Source organism: Paenibacillus sp. SAFN-117, assembly GCF_051966115.1.
Taxonomy (GTDB): domain Bacteria; phylum Bacillota; class Bacilli; order Paenibacillales; family NBRC-103111; genus Paenibacillus_L; species Paenibacillus_L residui.
Genome location: NZ_JBQCLK010000007.1, coordinates 35,556 through 55,613 on the forward strand (window position 1 = coordinate 35,556; position 20,058 = coordinate 55,613).

A 20,058-nucleotide genomic window follows, 5' to 3' on the forward strand; every position below is an offset into this window, starting at 1 on the left:
GTTACCCTTGGGTAAAATGAGACGCAATATCGTCTGTGTTGATATACGTTTCCCGGTATTGGCTCGGCGTCATTCCCCGCAGTTTCCTGAACACGCGGGTGAAGCTGCGATAAGAATCGAAGCCGACCTCCACCGCAACGTCGGCGACAGGCATATCTGTGGAAGATAGTAAACTGAGAGCGCTGCCAATTCGGATCTTATGCATATAATCCACAAACCCTTCCCCGCACAGCTTCTTGAGACCCTGACTTATGTAAGGAGGGCTTAAGTTGAATTTCTTGGACAATGTTTCCAGGGTAAGCTTCTCGGCGTAGTGGGTGTGGATGTATTGAATAACGTTCTCCAGCCTTTTCTGTGAATCATGCGCAGGCCTGAATTCATCCTGGGCCGCAGGCTGCAATTCGCGGGCGAACTGAAGCAGCGCTTCCAGCAATTTGACACGGATGAAAGTGAACTTGCCGAAGTTGGAGCCGGTATATTCCCGGACGATCGAGGAGAAGATGCTGTTCATCTGTTCGATTTGTTCATTCTTGAAGTCGACGAAGGACGGGAGGTCGACCCCCGAACGCAGCAATCTGCCCACCAGCTCGAAGTCGAAGCGGGAGCCGAACAGGACGCTGATGTCGAACATGCAGCAATAGACCCGCAGCGGAGAGGCAGGATTGCCTTGAATCTCGTGAATATGGTGCGGGAGCAGGAAGGAGGCCGTTCCCGGCTGAAGGGTATGTTTCTTTCCGTTGATGATCTCGATGCCGCTGCCTTCCACTACGTATAAGAGCTCCACGTAATCGTGGTGATGCATGTTGATGAGGAAATCAATCGTAATTTCCAATATGTAGAATGGCAGTTGGCCCTTCTTGACATTGGCGACGGTGATGGTGTCGTGATATTCAGGAAACATTCCCATCGGAAAAATCTTCCCTTCTCCCAAAGATTAAAATGTGACTTATGCTATTTGGATAATGACCTATCCCGTAGTTACATCTATAGTACCTTACATATTAGAAAAGAAAAAGAATATGATTAAGGAGAAGATGGGACATGGATAAGGAAAAACTGGCAATTGACGGGGGCGTGCCCGTAAGGCAAGGAGGCTGGAAAGCCAGATGGCCCGTATTTGACGATTTGGAAAGAAAAATGATTATGGAAGTATTGGAATCGGGCAATTGGGGAGGTATTTTTGAATACGGTTCCATGCACGGCAAACTGCCGAATATGGAGAGGAAATTCGCTGAACTTCAGGAGGCCAATCATGCGATCGCTTTGGTTAACGGGACCGTCGCCATTTCGGTAGCGCTTCAGGCATGCGGAGTGAAGCCGGGAGATGAAGTGATCGTACCTCCCTATACGTTCGTCGCTACCGCCTCGGCACCGCTCGCTATCGGCGCCATTCCGGTATTCGTCGATGTCGAGGAGGATACTCTGCTCCTCGATCCTGACAAGATCGAAGCCGCCATCACCCCGCGCACCAAGGCGATCGTTCCGGTACATATCGCGGGCGGCCCGGCCAATATGACCCGCATTGTAGAGATCGCCAAGAAGCATAATCTTGTCGTGGTGGAGGATGCCGCTCAAGCCATTGGGGCGAAGTGGGACGGGCGCTGTGTCGGGACGCTCGGCGATATGGGGACGTTCAGTCTGCAATCCAGCAAAAACTTGAACTCCGGAGAAGGCGGAGTCATCACGACGAATGACGAACAACTGCTGATCAATGCGTGGTCGCTGATCAACGTCGGCAGAATCCCGGGAGGCAAGTGGTACCAGCATGAAAGAATCGGCCAAAACTACCGGATGACGGAATTCCAGGCCGCGCTCGTCCTTGCGCAAATGACCCGCCTGGAGGAGCAGATGAGAACAAGGGAGGCCAATGTAAAGATTCTGGATGGGCTTCTTTCCGAGATAGACGGCATTAAGCTGTTGACCAGGGATCCGAGAGTGACGAGACATGCCAATCACTTGTATATGTTCAAGCTGGATTCCGATTTCGCGAGCGGCATCGATAAGGACGATTTTATTAACAAGGTGAATGCGGAGGGCATCTTCGTCCTGACCGGCTATAACTCATTGAATACCAACGAGGCCATCAAGCAGGCATCCAAGGAGTTAAGCGGGCGGGATCATGAGTATTCCTGTCCTGTAAGCGAAAGAGCTTGCGAGAAAGAGGCGCTGTGGCTGACACAGGTTACACTGCTCGAAGATGAGCAGGCCATGCATGATATTGCGAAAGCTCTTGAGAAAGTCATTAAATCTTATTCCTAATCCTATACGAATGATTTCATCTGAGGCCAGTGATGCAAACGAACCGGTTTGATATTCACTTGCCTCAGAAGTAATTATATCGTGAGGCTGTATGGCACAAACCATTAGTAAGCGCTTACAACCGTTGTGAAAAATTGGGGGCTGATCAACGATGGGTAGACAAACCAATCGTATCTTTTTGTCTATGATAACCGTACTGATCCTGTTTGTCGCCGCATGCTCGAAAGATCCCTCTTCGAATGAAGGAGATTCGGATAACAAAGGCAGGGTGGCCATTTCCATGTTCATGGGGGATTCCGGACTGCCCCATCCCGAAGGAGTCGATCCGGAGAACAACAAGTTTATTAATATCGTTAAGGAACAAGCGGGTGTAGACCTGAAGCTGGAGGTTCCCTCCTACGCAGATTTTCCAACCCGATTCAATCTTATGCTGGCTTCGGGCAAGATGCCCGATTTGGTTCAGACTTATTTGGTTGACGAGACCTACCGGGCCGCCAGACAAGGCGCCTTCATCGACTTGAAGGAATACTACGACAATTCCCCGCAGGTGCAGAAGTATATTACGAAGGAAATGATGGAATTTGCCAAAGATCCGGTCACCGGCAAGTATTGGAGGATACCGATGGCCTGGGAGGCCGGTCCGCAGGGCTCGGGTGTGAACATGATGAGAGGGGAACTCATCGATAAATATAATAACGGGGTATGGCCCAAATCGGTTGACGAATGGATTGAATTTTTCAAGGTCGTGAAGAAGGAGATCCCGGACGCCGTCATCATGTCCAATGCGGCATCGGGTGATAATGTATTCACGGGCGGAGGCAGCGTGATTTATTTCTGGTACGGGGCGGTTCCCTACGGTTGGCGAATTCAGGACGGAGAAATCATTCCCAACGTCCTTCTGCCGGAATTCCGGGAAGCGACATTGGTTATGAAAGATTTATACGACCAGGGACTGCTGGATCCCGAATTCGCGACGACCGACGACTCCAGATACAATGAGAAGGTTATTAACAACACGGTATTGCTGCAGGTGAACAGCGCGGATCAGATCGCTCCCGGGGCGGTGTACTACAAGACGGAGAAATCGCTGCCTCCTCACGCCAAAGAGGTTAAGTGGCTGTTTGCGCCTCCGCTGAAGGAATATCCGAAAGTGTTGAAAGATAAGAAATATGCCGAGCCGAAGATGGGGCTTCCCATCATTACACACGGTTTGTACATTTCTTCGAGCAGCAAACATCCGGATGAAGCATGGAAGGTAATCGAAGCTTTCGCCTCGGACGAATTATACGAATCCATCTTCTGGGGCTACGAAGGCGAAGGCGTGACCTATAATACCGTTGACGGAAAGCGGGTTCCTACGGATAAGATCGGACCCGGGACAGAGGATTATTGGTCACTTCATTTGGCATTAGTGTTCGGTTTTCTCGAAGGGCAGGATGCCAAAGTCGCTTCTCATAGACTGGCTCTCGGGGATAAGTATACGGACGAGGTATATAACAGCATATACGCAATGGACCAAATCGCAAGGGAGAACGGAATCGGAGAGCTGCCCGGCTATGTAGCGCCGGATGAAGCCGTATTGAAGGCTTCGGAAGCCCGGCTGGCGATCAACAGCTTTACGGTCGAGGCGATCATGGGCAAGATTACGATGGAACAATTCGATCAGCGGGTGAAGCAATGGGAAGCTCAATTCCGCGATGTTATCTACGGTCCGATGCAGAAATATCTGGATGAAAACAAAGAAATGCTTATCCGCCAGGGCGTGAAGCATGCCGGCTGGTAAAGCTCATTGATTTTATATCGAAGGTGCCCTTTCGCTTCCATAGCTCAAAGCGGGCGCCTCAGTCTATTAAAGGAAGGAGGATATGGCGGGGAAGATGTCCAAGCGAAAAGTACGCACCCGATCCCTTATCACCCTCTATTTGCTTCTAGCGCCGACCCTTATTTCCTTGTTCTTCTTCAACTACATTCCGATGTACGGCGTCATTGTCGCCTTTAAGGATTATTCCGTGTATAAAGGCGTGTTTGGCAGCGATTGGGCAGGTTTGAAATACTTCGCCTATTTTCTTAACGATGCCAAGTTTTGGTCGGTTATGAAAAATACCCTCATCTTGAACTTTTATGATCTTCTATTCGGGTTTACGGCGCCGATTCTGTTTGCGCTTTTGGCTAACGAAATTTTCGCCCGAGGCTTCAAGAGAATAGTGCAGACCATTTCTTATCTGCCCCATTTCCTGTCCTGGATTGTCGTCGCCGGGCTGGTTCATCAGATGCTGTCCCCTGCGGACGGCTTGCTCAATATGTTCCTGAAATCGGCGTTCGGAATCGATCCGATTTACTTTATGGCCGAGAAAGAAATGTTCCGTGCCATTGCAGTCATAGCGCAAATATGGAAAAGTGTGGGCTGGTCCGCGATTTTATATTTTGCCATTATTGCCGGCATTGACAGCAGCCTGTATGAGGCGGCGATGATCGATGGAGCCAGCCGTTTCCGGCAGGCGATTCATGTTACGCTGCCTGCGATGGTTCCTATGATTACGCTGCTGTTTTTGCTGCAGCTCGCGAACATTTTCGGCATTGGCTTCGAGAGGGTATTTTTATTGCAAAATCCATTGGTGTATGACGTATCTGAAGTTATCAGCACCTATATATACCGGGTGGGGTTGGAACAATCTCAATATAGTTTAACGACTGCGATAGGCTTGACTCAAAGTGTAATGGCATTTGTGCTGTTGGTTGTTTCAAACCGGGTCTCCAAGAAACTGAGCGGTACAGGGCTCTATTAACCTAGTAAAGGCAGGCATAACTATGATTGTTTACAAATCAACCTCCAGAACTATCTTTAATATCTTTAACTACTCTTTGTTCGGGCTGTTCTGCCTCTCCGTTATTGTCCCGTTCTTCAATGCGATGGCTATCTCTCTAAGCAGCTACCAAGAGGTTGTCCAAGGCAATATCGGCATTTGGCCCCGAGGGTTCAACCTGGACGGGTATATCAAGCTGGCGGCCAATGCTTCCTTCCTTCGTTCTTTCGCCAATACCGTCATGCTGACGGTCGTGAATACGGTTCTGGTCATTGCGTTCTCGATCAGTGCGGCCTATTCCCTTTCCCATAAACATTTGATCGGCAGAAAATTTTTCTTCCATTTCATTCTATTGACGATGTTTTTCAACGGCGGGTTGATTCCGACTTATCTGGTTGTCACAAAGCTGGGCCTGACGAATACTTATTGGGCGCTCATTCTTCCCAGCATATGTAACGTTTTTTACATTATCGTCTTCAAAAATGTGATTGACCGGCTGCATAAGGAAATTATGGAATCCGCCGAAATTGACGGAGCCGGGGAACTGGTGATGCTTACACGTATCATCTTCCCGATGGTTCTGCCGATGATAGCGGCTTTTACGGTATTCAGCGCCGTTGCTTACTGGAATGAATGGTTTAACGTATTAATATACATCCGTGATAAAGAATTATGGACCTTACAATATCATCTGAGAGACATACTGATAGATTCCGGATCGGCCAGCAAGCTCTCGCAAGAGGCCATGATCAAAGGGCAGGACCGGGTACACCCCCAGAATATCAAGATGGCGGCGTTGATGCTGACCGTCTTGCCCATTATTGCGATTTACCCGTTTGTTCAGAAGTATTTCATTCACGGCCAACTGGTCGGAGCGGTGAAAGGCTGACATATACTAGGAGGATTGAGGATGGAAACGAAGCTTTGGTTAGGAACCTCGAAAATCGATATTACCCCGCAGCATAGTGTGCCTCTTGCCGGATTCAGCTTGCGAAGTGAAGACGGGGGCTGCAAGGGGATAACTCATCCGCTGTACGCCCGGATCTTTTATTATCGCCATATGGACGGGGACGGACGAGAGACGCAGGCGCTGTTAGTGTCTGCGGATTTGATCTGGTGGGGCAGTGAGCGGGTACCTCAGCTTAAATTGCAAATTCATGAGAAGTGGGGCATTCCGGAAGATTCGATCCTGCTTCATGGCACCCATACGCACTCCGGGCCCCAGACGAGCACCCAATTTTCCGATTTACTGGGCAAAGCGGATCTCCGCTATATAGTGGAGTTGGAGGCTCTTGTATTGGAGGGGATCGGGCAGGCTATGGCCGACCGGGAGGCCGTACATGTGGAATTTATACGAGGGCGCAGCGATATAGGCATCAACCGCCGGAAGATGGTGGACGGACAATGTGATTTCAAGGCGAATCCGGACGGGCCGCATGACTCTGAAGTGCAGTTGGTCCGTTACCGTTCTCTGACAGGGGAAACGAAAGCTCTGCTTGTTCATTTCGCTTGTCATCCTGTCGCTAATATGGAAAATTGGGTGTCTTCCGAATTTTGCGGAGCGGCCATGGATACGATTGAACAAACGCTGGGGGGAGGGGTCGTCTCCGCTTATTTGCAGGGCTGCTGCGGGGATATCAACCCGGCGGGCGCCGACGGCGAGCTGATCCTGAAAGGCAATGACGATGAAGTGACGCGAATAGCGAAGCAGTTCGCCGGCGATGTCCTCGGGGCGATGAACGGAGAGTGGGAACGGCTGGAGGGTTGTCCGCTGACAGCCCGCATCGTAACGCTGTCCGCCCCATTGCAGAACCCGCCCTCCGCTCAGGAGCTTGTGAAGCGGATGGATGAGCCCGGGGTCATCGGGGAATGGAGCAGGAAGCTGCTGGAATGCCCTCCCCGCCTGCAGCCGCAGAGGCCGCTGGACGTCGTCACCTTAACTTTGGCAGAGGGCTTGTCCGTTGTCGCCATGAATGCGGAAGTCGTTGTGGAGTATGGCCTCTATATTAAAGAAGCCATGAAAGAAGCCTGTAATGGGCGCGTACTGCCTCTAGGATACACGAACGGAATGATCGGGTATATTCCTACCGCGGCACAGATTGGAGAGGGCGGCTATGAAGCTTATTGGTCCACTCATTATTTCCTGCTGCCCGCGCCTTTCTCCGAGGAGATCGAACCGATGCTTCGCCAAGCCATCCGGGAAATAGCGGAGTGCACCAATGCTTAATAAATGACTTGACCGGTTATAAATATGTCCTGGTCCTGCCCCGGATCTATAGTATTTTATGGAATGAATACGATAGGAGGGACAGGTGAAATTCATGGCAATGAATATCGGTGTTATCACCCACTTGGCGAATGAGGGAGACTGTTTTGCCAAGATGAGCGATTTCGGCTTGAACGTCTGCCAGCTCATGTGCTGGGATGTGTCCATGGCGACTCGGGAGATCGCTGAGAACACGGTCCGTCATGCCGGGGCTGCCGGTGTAACGATCAGCGCCTTCTGGGGTGGGCTGCCCCAGCCACAGGTGTGGGACTTCAAGGAAGGGCCGCTTACCCTCGGCATTGTTCCGGTCAAGTACCGGGAGGAGCGCATGAAAGTGTTGAAGAAGTGGGCCGATTTTGCCGGTTGGATAGGGACTCGGGCTCTGGTCACCCATTGCGGCTTTATCCCGGAGAACTTGACGGACCCGGAGTATGACGGTGTTGTGGAAGCTATCCGTGAAATTGCAAGCTATTGCGAGCGATTGGGAATCGAGTTCTGGCTGGAGACAGGGCAGGAGACGCCGGTGGTGCTGCTGAGAACGATTGAACGCGTCGGAATGAGCAACGTGGGCATAAATCTGGATCCGGCGAACCTGATTATGTATGGCAAGGGAAATCCTGTAGACGCACTTGATGTTATCGGTAAGCATGTGAGGGAAGTCCATATTAAGGACGGGATGTACCCCTCCAATGGGGATGAACTGGGCCGGGAGGTTCCCGTCGGTCAAGGCAAAGCCCATTTTCCGGAGCTGATAAGACGCTTGCGGGAAATAGGAATGGACGGAAACCTGATCATCGAGAGGGAAATCTGGGGAGAGCAGCAGACCAGGGATATTCAAGCGGCGATTGCCCAACTGAAGGGCTGGCTGCAATAAAATATGCGAAGGAAGTGATGTCGATGAATCTGCTGACGACGATCAAAGGGTCCATGATGGAAGAATGGCTGCCTTCGGGCTGGGATCTTGCCAAAATAGAGGGGTGCATAGGAAACTCCCCCGAAGAGATTACTGAGCGTCAGGCGCATTGGCACGAGCAATTTCAGCCGGTGGCCTGCCATAGTATTGAGGAATTTAACGTCTATCTTGGCCATGAAATAGCCATGCTTATCAAAACATCCAAAGAACGCGGAGAGCCGCTGGCCTTGATCCTGCCGGTCGGCCCTATGGGGATGTACAAGTGGACCGTTTACTTCCTGAAAATGTGGAATGTGAGCGCTGATCATGTCCATGGCTTCAACATGGATGAATGGAGCGATGCGGACGGAAATACGCTTCCGGCTTCCAATCCGGGCTCGTTCCAGTATGCCATGGAAAAAGCTTTCTACGGGCCGCTGGGCGAGCTGACGGTCCCGGTGCAGCAGAGAAACTTCGCAACCAGGGATAATATCGGGACCTACGCGGAGAAAATAGCGGAGCTAAAATCGGTGAATGCGAAGCTTGGAGTCGTATACGGAATAGGGAGAGTGTTCCACATTGCCTTCTGGGAACCGCATTATGCCGGGGAATACAGCTCGGAAGACGAATGGAAGCTAAGCACGCATCGGACAGGGGCCCGTCTCCACCCGCTGACGATCGAGCAGAACGCAATCACAAGCTTCAAGAGCCGGACTACCCTGATTCCTTGCTACGCTAATACGATCGGGCCGGGACTGTTCCTGCAGGCCGACTATGCGATTGGCGGAGCGGACGGAATTCTCGGCAGGGGGATGATGTGGCAGGGAATGTCGCTCTGGACGACACTGCGGTATGGGGCGGACCCATGGGTGCCCTCCTCCTACATGCCTACTCTCCCCGGCAAGCTGTTTTTCATGAACGAGTTGGCCGGTCCGCTGAAGCCGGAATTAAATTGAAGGGGGCCGGAGTTTTTTGCCATACCGCCTTATCGAATAGCAATAGTATATCCTTGGCCGGGGACGTTCATCGTTTCCCGGCCGGTTGCTTCATGGCTTCGGAAGCCATTTACTCTCTTGTCCACTTTTGTCGAAGGGGCGGCATTTTATTTTTCGATTTTACCGGTATCTTTTATTTTAAATCGGATTTTACATTTGACTTTTGCATCCGGGTATTTCTGCTCCCAATCCATAGCTTTCCATGCTTCGTAACTCATGTTGTTTCTCACGTATTTGCCTATCCCTAAACTATCTACCCGATTCATCTGCATATGTTTTACCATTTTGTTTGCCCTACGGGTAATATGATCAGACATCATGGTTTCGATGCTGCTTCGATTCTTTTCTTCGCTCAGATCACGCGGTCCAATATACTCGAGGATGGAACCCTTTACTTTCACGTTGATTTCGACTTCCGGACTTCCCGAGTCCGTTCGTTTTACCTTTATATTTCTGCGGGAGGTTAAGGAATTGAACATTACCAATTCGTTTTCTCCTTCAGCCTGTCCGAGTTCCACATCAAGATGACCACGTTTGACATTGTCTCGGAGAAATCCGAAGATAAGCGCATCATCCGGCTCAATTTTGGTGATATATCGAGAATCCTTAAATAAACCGATACCGTCTAATGAAATATTATCCCGATCCTCCCGTATGACCGGGACGACGGGGTCGATGCCGTCATCTAGAAAATCCCTGGTAAATTCATATAATGTCACTTTAGGTATTGCGTGCTCCTTCGCTTCTTTTGTTAATAATCGATCAATGTATTGATCTGTACGCGGGTGCTGCTTGAAATCTTTGGCCAGCAGGCTGCTTGCACTCCCATTGACTATTGCTATTTTGGCATGTGGAGAAACGGAAGGGTCTCTGCTAAATGTATCAAACTGGTCCCATAACCCCCGTTTCGCCAGCGACACACCGAATATCAGATTTCGTAATTGTCCGTTCACTAAGGTCAGGCTTGTCTGTCTGGCAAACTCAACTTTGGCCTCTTTACTGCTTTTCGCTTCAGTGGTTAACACTTTCCTCTGAGTTTTAACCCCCGGTTCCGTAATCGGAACGCTATTGGATATAAGGAATTGCCCGTTCGGTAGCAAATCGAAGCTTTCCGTCTCGATAAATCCTGCTTTTTCCAAAATACGCTGGTCTCCGCATCCGGTAAGAATGGTTAACAAAAGTATCGTTAGGCCAAACCATTTTTTAACCATCTGCCACTCCACCTTTCTTACGCTGTAGAAGTAATACGAGAATGACAATGATAGGGAAGCCGAATGCTACACCGATTTGGATATGTCCCGACGTCTGAAGCCATTGTCTAACTTCGTTCATGACTTCGGGAATAAATCCGATGAAATAAACAATCGTCAGGATGATAAACTCAAGCACTCCCGGTTTCGTCTTTGGGAATATACGCTGACAAGCTTCTTTGGCCGCCCAAACATACATGACTGTAGAAAATAAGGTTGTAAACATAAAGAATCCGTAAAATAAATTTTCTACACGCTGCACAAACGGGAGCCTTATGTAAGACATAATGTCAATGACGGGATATTGGATCGTTTTCAATTGATCAATACTATAAAAACCGAAGCAAACAATACAAGTAATTAAATAGACGAATGTGATCATTATGTTGGCGATGAACACCGCCTTTATAAACTTTGTTTTTCGGTCCGTATAGGGGAAAATAAAAAGACTCAGTTCGTACCCGAGGTAACCGAAGAAAAGATTCAGACTTCCCGAGAGTATGCTCTCCCCGCCCTTAAATACAAAAGGGGTCAATCTGGCCCATTCGAAATCTCCCAAGAAGAAAAGTAACAACAGCAGCATCCATATGATGAGCCAGAAAAAAATAGTCGCGGCTTTAGCAATCACGTAAATTCCCTTACTAATTAATAACAAAGCAAGAATATCCATTAATAATTTCAAGGCCATTGGTGGGGTAGTAGGAAAAGAGAACATTTGAAAAATTAACACGTACTGTTTGGTTGTCAGGCATCCAAGCATAGCCCACAGAAAAGCTAATGCCAAATAAACCGGAAAGAGGACGAGCTTCGGAACGGATTGCTCCAAAATGTCGTATACCGATCTGCTTCCGCCAAGCCGGTGAACTATCCATATGAGCAATATGTTGACGGATACTATAAAGGAAACAAGGAAAATCCCAAGCCATCCGTTCGTTCCAAAATAATTTGCCAATAGGTTCGGCATACCCAAGATAGCGACGCCTGATTGGAACATATAGATTAAGATGGTTGCGTGAAAAAAGCTCAGCTTCTCTTTCACTTTGGAATTACCTCATTTCCGCATTTTGTTACGCACTTTATTCGGCGAATCGGATTGTGTCGGTCTTCGTTTAATAACCCAGAACGGAGCTCGAACGAATACATCCTTCCAATCCGTTATTTGAAATGGCGCGACCGGTGTAACATAGGAAGTACCCAAGCTTGTCAGTCCGCTTAAATGGATAACAATGTAGGCAATGCCTAACGCCAGTCCGAAATTTCCCAACATTCCGGCCAACAGGATTAAACCGAAGCGAATCAAACGAATAGAGGCGCTCATGACATAACTCGGGATGACAAAGGAGGCGATGGCGGAAGACGCGACAGCGATCACTAAAATATTGCTTGTAAAGCCCGCTTGAACCGCCGATTGTCCGATAACGATTCCCCCTACAATTCCGATCGTCTGACCGATTTTGGTAGGCAGACGTGCCCCCGCTTCCCGTAGTAGCTCAATCGTCGTTTCCATCAGTAAAGCTTCGATCAATGGCGGAAACGGTACCTTGCTTCTTGATTCTGTCAGAGACAGCAGCAAATTTTCCGGAATCATTTCATAATGGAAGGTGGTGACGGATACATACAATGCCGTGAATGTAATTGTAATGAGAAATGAGACATATCTTAGCAGCCGGGTGGCGGTGCCAATGACCCATCGCTGATAATAATCGTCCGAAGAAGTAAAGAATTCGAAAAAGGAGGTTGGTGCACTGATAACCGAAGGGCTGCCATCTATAAAGCAGAGAACTCTGCCGTCAGTCAATTTGGATACGGCCGCATCGGGGCGTTCCGTCGTCAGAAACTGCGGGAAGATGGAATTCGGATTATCATCGATCACTTGAATCAACATATTAGTATCATAAATAGCATCGGTTTCGATGTTTATAAGTCTGTCGGTCAGTTCCCGGACATAGTCCATATTTGCAATATCTTTGATGTAAAGGACATAGGCTTCCGTTTTGGTAATTTCGCCTACGGTTACTTTTTCATCCTCCAATTTGGACAAATTCAAAAATTACTTTAACAATATGCTCGACGAAGGCGTTTCGATCGCACCGTCCCAGTTCGAAGGGATGTTCATGTCGCTGGCGCATTCGGACGAAGATATCGATCAAACCATTTTAGCTCATCGGAAAGCGCTTCGGAGACTTTCGTAAGACGTTTAATCGCATTTAAACATAAACCCTTTAGCAACGTAGCCGAAAAACCGGGTGCTCAGCTTTTCCGGTTTTTCATCGATGAAGCTGGCAATTAATAAAGAACCTCTTGAGATGAAGCGTGATCCGATGACACCGACTTCAATGATATAAAAAAGCAGCCGTTTACAGTGCGGCTGCCAGTTTTCCTACGTACCGTTTCGTTTAATCATCCTAGTGATCATTTCAATGCATACTTGCTTATAAACTTCCGAATCAAAGGATTCTCCGTTTATCAGCATAGATTCAGCAATCGCTCCCTGGATCATGATTGCAGCGTATTTAGGATTAAATTCGGAAAATTCTTGTGTCTTCTGTCCGTAGACCAAAATGTTCTGTAATAACGCATATAACGGGTCTTCATCGTCATTGGTTACCTTATAAAAAGGGACGTTTTCCTCTGTGCGCGCATTAAAAATAATTTCAATTAATGCGATATTATGCTCATTGTGAGCAGCCTGGTAATCTATAGATGCTCCAACAAAGGCAATCAATTGGTCGTATGCAGATTGCTGTGTGCGCACTTTTTCTTCAATATATTCATATTGTTTTTTTAACAAATATACCAGCGTATGATTGATCAAGTCATCTTTATCCTGAAAGTGATAGGAGATTAATCCTGCGCTGATTTTTGCTTTTTTTGCGATTTTAGCTAGGCTGACATTGACATAGCCAATCTCATTTAAAGTTTCAACCGCTGCCTTGATAATTTGTTCTCTCCTTGCTTGAGCGATAAAAGACGGCTGATCTCCCATTGTCATTCCTCCGAGCCTTAGTCCTTTTTCATTTTCTTTTTGTTTAGCTTATTGATAACCACCAGAAAGCCAACGATCAAGAGTATAATAATGATCGCAACATCGTATTTACTTGGATAATTTTCAATAAACATCCGGATCGGTTCAGGAAGTTGTCCTTGAAATATCGATCCAATCAGCATTCTTATAATAGTTATAATAAACAAGCAAAGCTGTAAACACAATAATACAGGAAGTAATGACAACCCGAAAATGAACCCTTTCCATGCTAACGCTTTGTGAAAAATGAAAATGATAGCAGACAAGAGCAGGATGACACCGATGAGGGCAAAAATAATGAGTCTGATCCATTGTATAAATTGCAACGATTCCTGGTTAACAAGATAAAAAACATACCAAAACGACGCACCTGACAAAATAATGCTTAAAAACGGAAAGGCTAATTGAAACGAGCGAGGGAAATCGTGAAAATTAATTTGTTTGCTCATCAAAGCACCCCTTTGATTGGTCATTCAATTAAAAATTTAATCATTTAATTAAATCCTATACTGATCGATCAAATTTGTCAATGCGAATAATCAATTTGCAGTTGAAAAGCTTAATTATGTCTGCAAATGATATGGTAAAGTGAAACGAAGAGGAAGATTGGAATCACTGGCAGCCAAACGATCGATTGTCTTGGCTGGTATAGGAATATATCAAATTATACAAAAAAGTAAGGTGAGAACATGGTAGAGATTCTTTTGCTCATCATCGCGATTTTAGTCTGGAATCTTAATTGGAACGTGAAAAAGCGGCTTGAAATTCAGGAACGGAAATTGGAAGAGCTTAAAACTATCGTCGTCAGAGGGTTTCGCATGAACAATAAGCAGCTTGATAAATTAGTGGATGATCGTGACGGAACCGAGGCAAAAAAGGAATAAGCGATCGGTTACCGTCTAGTTAAATGACGAGCCAACTGACGTCACGAAGTCAGCTTTGTCATATATTTGTCAGAAACATTTTGTTTACGCTGGTTGTGACGTATCTTTAAAAAGGGCATAATGGATTTAAGAGAATACAGGAGTCGATTTCACTGTTCGTCATGGCGGTTCCCATAATCGCATGTATGGACGAAGCACCTCTTCGGTGCACGGAAATTGGCTTACAGCACGGAGTTTAAGGAGACTCAGAACTAATGACATATGACGATTTGTTCATTCGAGCCTGCCGCGGACAAAAGGTAGAGCGGGTTCCTGTATGGTATATGAGACAGGCGGGACGATACGATCCGGAATATCGGGAAATCAAGAAAAAATACAGCTTGCTTGAAATTTGCCGCCAGCCGGAGCTGGCCGCGGAAATTACGATGATGCCGGTGAAGAAGCTAGGTGTGGATGCGGCGATTTTGTATTCGGACATTATGAATCCGGTCGAATCGATCGGCATCGATTTTGACATCGTAGCGAACGTTGGACCGGTCATTCACAATCCGATCCGGGAAAGGCGGGATGTGGAAAAGCTGCGTCCGATCGATGTGGAAAACGATCTTGGCCATGTGTTGGAAACGATCCGCATTTTGGACCGGGAGCTGTCGATTCCGCTTATCACGTTTGCTGGTGCGCCGTTTACAATCGCCAGCTACTTGATCGAAGGCCGGCCGTCTAAAAACTATTGGCGCACAAAACAGATGATGTACAGCGAACCGGAGCTTTGGGCACAGCTGATGAGCAAGCTGGAAGATATGGTTGTCGCCTACTTCCAGGCTCAATTAAAAAACGGCGCCAAAGCAATCCAGTTGTTTGACAGTTGGGTCGGTGCGCTGGCCCCGGAAGATTTTCAAAAGTTTGTGCTTCCGACGATTGAGCGCATATTCGCCCGTCTCTCAGATTACGATCAGCCGAAAATTTATTACCCGGGGGTCAGTTCCGGCGAACTGCTGCCGACGCTTGGAGGTGTCCAGGCGGATGTCATCGGCATCGACTGGCGAATAACGCTTACGGAAGGCCGCAAAAGGCTGGATCGGCCCGTAGCCGTACAAGGAAATCTGGATCCGACTGTGCTGACTGCACCGCAGGAAGTTATCGAACAGTATGCCAAAAACGTCATCGATCACGGACTCCGCGACAAAGGGTTTATTTTTAACCTCGGCCATGGGTTATTTCCGGAGGTTTCGCTGGACAAGCTAAAAGCGTTAACGGAGTTTGTTCACCGATACTCGGAAGAGGCGATCAGGGAAAAATCGTTTGTCGAATCGGAAGGAGTTTGACGTATGGCAAAACAAAAAGTTGGCGTGCTGGTCATGTCTTACGGAACGCCGGAAAGCATGGAACAAGTCATAGACTACTATACGCATATTCGCCGCGGACGCCCTCCTGAACCGGAGCAGCTGCAAGATTTAATTGACCGCTACGAAGCAATCGGAGGTTTTTTTCCGCTTCGGGAAAATACGAATCGCCAGGTGGAGCGCTTGGAAAGTGTGCTGAATGAGCAGGATGACACTCGCCAGTACGTCTGCTATCAAGGATTGAAGCATGCCTCTCCGTTTGTCGGGAAACGTCTCGCTAGTCCAGTTGGATACTCCGCTTGAGACTCGGGAGTCCGACCAGCAACTACACGTGTAGGTTCCAAGCCAATGGACCCAGCCTCTGAACCTTTGCGCTCGGCAGTTCGCCCGCCTTGCCACCATGACTCCAGTGTAAGATGACCTTGTAGCTGTAAGTGTTTTCGGCTAGCTTGTGAACGGAGAGGCAGACTACAGGAACCGCAGTGCTTTGCCGGTAAGGGCTAGTAATGCTTAGTAAGGCTCCAGTAAAGGTGTGGGGTGGCTTCGGCTTCGGCGGGAACGGGAGGCAGTAACCGCAGTAAAGGCAGTAACATCTGGCGAAGCCTTCTTTAAACGTACCCCCGTACTCACATACAGATTTAGATGTATATATACATAGTTACTTTTTTTACTTGGTTTACTGCGTTTCGTGTACACCGAGACAGAGGCGTGTAGTCATGTTTACTTGAGGGTTACTAAGGTTACTTCAGCTAGGTGGGACGGCGCTTTGGAACCCCCCCTGGCCGCCCAGTCCCTTTCCTAATCTTGTAGTTTGTTGCCGGTCGGAGGGGCGGTCGGATGCCCGCAGGTTTGGCAAGTTGCTCGACGCTTGCCCAAGGGTGCGGCTTCCCGGCCCACCACCGAAGCTCTCGTGCCAAACACTCGCCCCGGCTTCTTGCTCCTGCTTAGAACCTCTTGGCTTGGAGGTTCCGAAATATCCTAGCCGAGTTTCGTGTTTGCAGCGTGTTTGCAGCTTTCCAAATATCCCCGCACGTGTAGTTCTCCCAACCTCCCAATCCCTTGCGCCGTGAGGGTTCCGGCGAATGGTTCCGAGAAGCAAAAGAGGCATTCCGACAGCTATGCGGACGGGTTTGACGAGCATGACAAGTCGTTTCCGCTTGGAGAGGCAAGAGTCGGCGTCCCGGACGGTTTCGCTGTCTCTGTAGCAAGTTCACGAAGGCGCTCCGGGAAACTGCTTACAATCGCTCGGCGCTAACTGCTTGCAAACAGGAACTCGCTGGAAGTGGTTTCAACGAAAGAGTGAACCGAGCGTACGCTCGTACTTCTGACAAAAAGAAAAGGAACCCCGAAAGGTTCCCCTGAGTGGGCGCGGTGAAGGCGGCTACAGAAGCCAAGACTTCCGACGAGTGTCACACCGAACCGGTACCACGGATGCGTGCGTTCAACCCTGTAGCGACTGACTTTGTGCCGGTTCCAGTTGTACGAGTTCGTCAAACTTTTGTGCGGCGTTTTTGACGGTCAGCTTGCGGTGTTCGAATCACAGGGATATCTGAACCGGCATAGAATTGTTTTGCAGTTTCAAACTCGGTACGAGATTCGGTTAGTACGATATCCGGTTTCTGTGCCGAAGTAGCATCAAACGGCATCTCCAAGTATATTCCCAACTTATCCCTTATAAATTTTTTAGAGAAAGAATAGCCCGTGGTAGACGAAGAGGAGCCCTCTCGCGTTTTATAATTGACTTTGCGACTCCCTTTTTGAGTTAGGTAACCTTCGTTATGCAATTCATCAAGCAAAGGCTCAATTTTGCGACGCTCTTTGACGATTTTCTCCAAGCACGTACGTTTGACCAGAAAAAAGTCATCCTCACTGCTGTTATATCCCTCACGAAGTCGATTTGGCGTGAATGGGTGAAATGTTTCTTCCTGCGCACTGTGCTGCTTGACATGCTCGACTATGTCACGAACGATTTCCTCATTAATGTCGCCGTTTGTTGTCGTTGTCGTCATCTGCTCGATTAAAAACGGAATCAAAATGTCCGGCTCTAGTCCCAGGCCAAGCACTTCGTTGGCTTCTTTCAAACTCCAATACAGCGTGGCCGCTTTGCTCGTCAAACGCCCATAAAGAGATGAGGCGTCTGCCACTTCAAAAAGCTTGGTCAGTTCCATTACTAGGTCTACAGTAGCTTCTGGGTCCAATTTGGACAAATGCGTCAACCAATCGTCCCGAAAATGTCCTCGGTTCAAATACGAACGACGAACATAAGCCTTCACCTGTTCAGATGTGAACGTTTCAGGGAAAGGTAGTGCGCGCACCATAATAACTCTTCCAAGCAAGCCACGGCTGTTTGAAATTAGCGTTTGTTCACTCAGTTGTACTTCGCCGTTAAAAAACATGACGGTCATGACCGTTTTTCTCTCCCGAAGCGACAGTTCGTTGGTGGCTTTATTCACCTGCATCTTGTCGCCTTGAAATCCATTGATGAGGGCGTGTGGCATGTTCGCTGTATGTTTACGAATCAGATGCGAATCATCTAGAATGAAAGGAAGATGATTCGCAATGCCTGCGATGCCCCATATCCCATTTGGCGTCGCTCCTTCCCATGAACGGGTGAAAGGGTTGGCATTCCCATACACAAGATTAAACGCGATTTTTTGAACTGACGTTTTCCCTTTGGACGTTTTCCCAGACAAATCGATCCCGATGCTTTCCTGCAAGTGTTCCCGAAGCAAGTACACGACCGGACCCGCAAACATTCCGGCGAGCATGGTCAGAAACACTTTGTTTTCCTTCATTTCCTGTACCATAGCCACCGCTTCATTCCGATTTCCGGCTTTCTTTTTCACGAGTTCAAAATCGCCAGCGGCTTCTTCTTTTTCTGTCATATCCCCAGAGGCCGGAACAACAGTATACGAGCCGAAGAAAGGAGCGAATGTTTTTTCACCTGTCGATTTGTTGGTCACCCAGCCGAACTTGTGTACCGTTTCAACAATCTCAAGATTCTTTGCATTTGTATCAATGAACAGTTGAAAAAACTTCGCCAATTCTGAAGCATTTGCAGACCCGACAGAAATCCCGGTGTCTGCAAGATTGTGGATGCTCCCTGCATAGCAAAGGTACGATTTCTTGAACACCTGCGGTACTTCTTCCCATAAACCTGTTCCAGGATTGTATCGGGTAAGTTGATACAATTCAGGGTGGTCCAATGTAGCTTTTGCTTTTGGAATATACATGCGAATTGGAAACGCAGCGACATTGGACACCACGACCGTTTTTTTCTTGTCATAGAGGATGATTTCTGGAAGTTTTGTTTTTGCATTCATCCGCGCGGTATATCCGAACGGTAAATGAAGCTTCGGGTATGGGAACCCCGAAAAATGTTGTTGGATGGGCTTAGTGGACATTTGAGTCATCCTGAAGTCTTTTAGCACACCCAGTAACTCCTCTTGAGAAATCCCCGTTTGCTTCGCAATTGCCGCCCAATAAGACAGACGTTCGTCCGCATTCAACGGTTTTTCGAACTCTAATATCTTGTCAAGGCATCTGTCGTCATCCAGACTTGTACTTTCCAGCGTTTCTACAAACTTCAGTGCTTTTAAAAAATCTGAAGATCTCTGATCCATTGGGCCGGTGTCCCGGACATCAGTCAAGAATTCGTTACGTGCTACCATGATTTAACCTCCCTATATTTTTGAATGCGAAAACGGCAGACATCCATAGGCATTACCTTCTTTCACGAACTGCACAGAACACGAAAACGGCGGACCGAATGCTACAAAGTGTAAACCAAATAAGACTTTCACCCCGATGGACCAGGGCATGCCTTATTTAGTTCAACACTCCTTAACATTCGACCCGCCGTAGTATTTTTTATGGTCGGCAGTTCGTTTCACATGTTTCAAACTGATGGACTGTCTATATGAACATCATACGCGCTTCTGCCTAATTTGTAAATGCCTTAAATGCCTCTAAACCCTTGATGTAGAGCCATTCAGGTGACCTCGGGTTCGTCAGAGACGAGCTCCGTGAACCGCAAAATTTTTTCAAAAAATTTTTTTGAACTAGAATTCAACGTCGTTTTTCGCCAGTTCCTCGGCTTCTTTTCGATCACTCATCCACTTCAAGACAGCATCGTAGTCAAAACGCGGCGATTTCCCCAACATGAGATAGGGCATGCCTTGCTTTCGCAATCGCTCCAGATTCCGCCGGGACGTTTTCAGCTTGACCCGAAGTTCCTCCACGGTTAACAGTTCCTCTACCATCTTAGACACCTGCCTTTCCTGTCTTACTTCCATTAAAACATGTCATATTTTTGTTCAGCAATACTCCCTGTCGTCCAG

18 protein-coding genes are annotated in these 20,058 nt (G+C 48.0%); 10 read left to right on the forward strand and 8 right to left on the reverse strand.

Features of this window, described 5'->3' with window-relative positions:
* Window position 1 precedes the first annotated feature (1 nt).
* A complete protein-coding gene (locus ACTHRH_RS06480) occupies window positions 2-907 on the reverse strand; it encodes an AraC family transcriptional regulator (protein ID WP_440414675.1) in 906 nt (301 codons plus the stop codon).
* A 134-nt stretch (window positions 908-1,041) separates the two neighbouring features.
* Here ACTHRH_RS06480 and ACTHRH_RS06485 point away from each other — a divergent pair, with 134 nt between their 5' ends.
* The 7 genes from ACTHRH_RS06485 (at window position 1,042) to ACTHRH_RS06515 (ending at window position 9,177) form a co-directional block, all read left to right on the forward strand.
* On the forward strand, window positions 1,042-2,259 hold the full coding sequence (locus ACTHRH_RS06485) for a DegT/DnrJ/EryC1/StrS family aminotransferase (protein ID WP_440414677.1): 1,218 nt from the start codon (window positions 1,042-1,044) through the stop codon (window positions 2,257-2,259).
* Window positions 2,260-2,410: 151 nt separating this feature from the next.
* The gene (locus tag ACTHRH_RS06490) at window positions 2,411-4,042 is read left to right on the forward strand and encodes an extracellular solute-binding protein (protein WP_440414679.1); all 1,632 of its coding nucleotides are present in this window, start codon (window positions 2,411-2,413) and stop codon (window positions 4,040-4,042) included.
* A gap of 94 nt (window positions 4,043-4,136) precedes the next feature.
* Window positions 4,137-5,045, forward strand: a complete 909-nt coding sequence (locus ACTHRH_RS06495; RefSeq protein ID WP_379290265.1) for an ABC transporter permease — start codon at window positions 4,137-4,139, stop codon at window positions 5,043-5,045.
* Between the two features lie 22 nt (window positions 5,046-5,067).
* Window positions 5,068-5,952 carry a carbohydrate ABC transporter permease gene (locus ACTHRH_RS06500; RefSeq protein WP_379290264.1) on the forward strand — a complete coding sequence of 295 codons (885 nt, stop codon included), beginning with the start codon at window positions 5,068-5,070 and terminating at the stop codon, window positions 5,950-5,952.
* Window positions 5,953-5,973: 21 nt separating this feature from the next.
* On the forward strand, window positions 5,974-7,290 hold the full coding sequence (locus tag ACTHRH_RS06505; RefSeq protein ID WP_440414682.1) for a neutral/alkaline non-lysosomal ceramidase N-terminal domain-containing protein: 1,317 nt from the start codon (window positions 5,974-5,976) through the stop codon (window positions 7,288-7,290).
* Between the two features lie 94 nt (window positions 7,291-7,384).
* Window positions 7,385-8,203 carry a sugar phosphate isomerase/epimerase family protein gene (locus ACTHRH_RS06510; RefSeq protein WP_379290275.1) on the forward strand — a complete coding sequence of 273 codons (819 nt, stop codon included), beginning with the start codon at window positions 7,385-7,387 and terminating at the stop codon, window positions 8,201-8,203.
* Between the two features lie 23 nt (window positions 8,204-8,226).
* Window positions 8,227-9,177: a glucosamine-6-phosphate isomerase gene (locus tag ACTHRH_RS06515; RefSeq protein ID WP_440414684.1), complete on the forward strand. Its 951-nt coding sequence runs from the start codon at window positions 8,227-8,229 to the stop codon at window positions 9,175-9,177.
* A gap of 146 nt (window positions 9,178-9,323) precedes the next feature.
* Here ACTHRH_RS06515 and ACTHRH_RS06520 read toward each other — a convergent pair whose 3' ends face one another.
* The 5 genes from ACTHRH_RS06520 to ACTHRH_RS06540 all read right to left on the reverse strand — a co-directional run bounded on the left by ACTHRH_RS06520 (window position 9,324) and on the right by ACTHRH_RS06540 (window position 13,940).
* Window positions 9,324-10,427, reverse strand: a complete 1,104-nt coding sequence (locus ACTHRH_RS06520) for a Ger(x)C family spore germination protein (RefSeq protein WP_440414686.1) — start codon at window positions 10,425-10,427, stop codon at window positions 9,324-9,326.
* Entirely contained in the window at window positions 10,420-11,505 is a 1,086-nt protein-coding gene (locus ACTHRH_RS06525; protein WP_379290256.1) for a GerAB/ArcD/ProY family transporter, read from the reverse strand. Before ACTHRH_RS06525 ends, ACTHRH_RS06520 begins: the two co-directional genes overlap by 8 nt.
* A gap of 12 nt (window positions 11,506-11,517) precedes the next feature.
* Complete coding sequence (locus ACTHRH_RS06530; RefSeq protein WP_440414689.1) at window positions 11,518-12,507, reverse strand: spore germination protein; 990 nt, start codon at window positions 12,505-12,507, stop codon at window positions 11,518-11,520.
* A gap of 339 nt (window positions 12,508-12,846) precedes the next feature.
* Entirely contained in the window at window positions 12,847-13,452 is a 606-nt protein-coding gene (locus ACTHRH_RS06535) for a TetR/AcrR family transcriptional regulator (RefSeq protein ID WP_010276598.1), read from the reverse strand.
* Window positions 13,453-13,469: 17 nt separating this feature from the next.
* Window positions 13,470-13,940 carry a hypothetical protein gene (locus ACTHRH_RS06540; protein ID WP_010276595.1) on the reverse strand — a complete coding sequence of 157 codons (471 nt, stop codon included), beginning with the start codon at window positions 13,938-13,940 and terminating at the stop codon, window positions 13,470-13,472.
* 240 nt (window positions 13,941-14,180) lie between these two features.
* Between ACTHRH_RS06540 and ACTHRH_RS06545 the strand changes: the two genes are divergently transcribed.
* The 3 genes from ACTHRH_RS06545 (at window position 14,181) to ACTHRH_RS06555 (ending at window position 16,021) form a co-directional block, all read left to right on the forward strand.
* Window positions 14,181-14,375 carry a hypothetical protein gene (locus ACTHRH_RS06545; protein WP_010276592.1) on the forward strand — a complete coding sequence of 65 codons (195 nt, stop codon included), beginning with the start codon at window positions 14,181-14,183 and terminating at the stop codon, window positions 14,373-14,375.
* A 254-nt stretch (window positions 14,376-14,629) separates the two neighbouring features.
* Window positions 14,630-15,700 (forward strand): uroporphyrinogen decarboxylase, encoded by a 1,071-nt coding sequence (hemE, locus tag ACTHRH_RS06550; protein ID WP_440414692.1) that lies wholly within the window; start codon window positions 14,630-14,632, stop codon window positions 15,698-15,700.
* A 3-nt stretch (window positions 15,701-15,703) separates the two neighbouring features.
* Window positions 15,704-16,021 (forward strand): ferrochelatase, encoded by a 318-nt coding sequence (locus tag ACTHRH_RS06555; protein WP_440414694.1) that lies wholly within the window; start codon window positions 15,704-15,706, stop codon window positions 16,019-16,021.
* A gap of 1,187 nt (window positions 16,022-17,208) precedes the next feature.
* On the opposite strand, the gene ACTHRH_RS06560 is transcribed toward ACTHRH_RS06555, so the two are convergent.
* Window positions 17,209-19,389 carry a DUF927 domain-containing protein gene (locus tag ACTHRH_RS06560; RefSeq protein WP_440414696.1) on the reverse strand — a complete coding sequence of 727 codons (2,181 nt, stop codon included), beginning with the start codon at window positions 19,387-19,389 and terminating at the stop codon, window positions 17,209-17,211.
* A 390-nt stretch (window positions 19,390-19,779) separates the two neighbouring features.
* Window positions 19,780-19,989, reverse strand: a complete 210-nt coding sequence (locus ACTHRH_RS06565; protein WP_440414698.1) for a helix-turn-helix transcriptional regulator — start codon at window positions 19,987-19,989, stop codon at window positions 19,780-19,782.
* Window positions 19,990-20,058: the final 69 nt, after the last annotated feature.

Bases quoted from the DNA above. Each gene is read 5' to 3' on its own strand.
- ACTHRH_RS06480 (WP_440414675.1), bottom strand. From the start codon at position 907: ATGGGAATGTTTCCTGAATATCACGACACCATCACCGTCGCCAATGTC.
- ACTHRH_RS06485 (WP_440414677.1), top strand. From the start codon at position 1,042: ATGGATAAGGAAAAACTGGCAATTGACGGGGGCGTGCCCGTAAGGCAA.
- ACTHRH_RS06490 (WP_440414679.1), top strand. From the start codon at position 2,411: ATGGGTAGACAAACCAATCGTATCTTTTTGTCTATGATAACCGTACTG.
- ACTHRH_RS06495 (WP_379290265.1), top strand. From the start codon at position 4,137: ATGTCCAAGCGAAAAGTACGCACCCGATCCCTTATCACCCTCTATTTG.
- ACTHRH_RS06500 (WP_379290264.1), top strand. From the start codon at position 5,068: ATGATTGTTTACAAATCAACCTCCAGAACTATCTTTAATATCTTTAAC.
- ACTHRH_RS06505 (WP_440414682.1), top strand. From the start codon at position 5,974: ATGGAAACGAAGCTTTGGTTAGGAACCTCGAAAATCGATATTACCCCG.
- ACTHRH_RS06510 (WP_379290275.1), top strand. From the start codon at position 7,385: ATGGCAATGAATATCGGTGTTATCACCCACTTGGCGAATGAGGGAGAC.
- ACTHRH_RS06515 (WP_440414684.1), top strand. From the start codon at position 8,227: ATGAATCTGCTGACGACGATCAAAGGGTCCATGATGGAAGAATGGCTG.
- ACTHRH_RS06520 (WP_440414686.1), bottom strand. From the start codon at position 10,427: ATGGTTAAAAAATGGTTTGGCCTAACGATACTTTTGTTAACCATTCTT.
- ACTHRH_RS06535 (WP_010276598.1), bottom strand. From the start codon at position 13,452: ATGGGAGATCAGCCGTCTTTTATCGCTCAAGCAAGGAGAGAACAAATT.
- ACTHRH_RS06540 (WP_010276595.1), bottom strand. From the start codon at position 13,940: ATGAGCAAACAAATTAATTTTCACGATTTCCCTCGCTCGTTTCAATTA.
- ACTHRH_RS06545 (WP_010276592.1), top strand. From the start codon at position 14,181: ATGGTAGAGATTCTTTTGCTCATCATCGCGATTTTAGTCTGGAATCTT.
- hemE (WP_440414692.1), top strand. From the start codon at position 14,630: ATGACATATGACGATTTGTTCATTCGAGCCTGCCGCGGACAAAAGGTA.
- ACTHRH_RS06555 (WP_440414694.1), top strand. From the start codon at position 15,704: ATGGCAAAACAAAAAGTTGGCGTGCTGGTCATGTCTTACGGAACGCCG.
- ACTHRH_RS06560 (WP_440414696.1), bottom strand. From the start codon at position 19,389: ATGGTAGCACGTAACGAATTCTTGACTGATGTCCGGGACACCGGCCCA.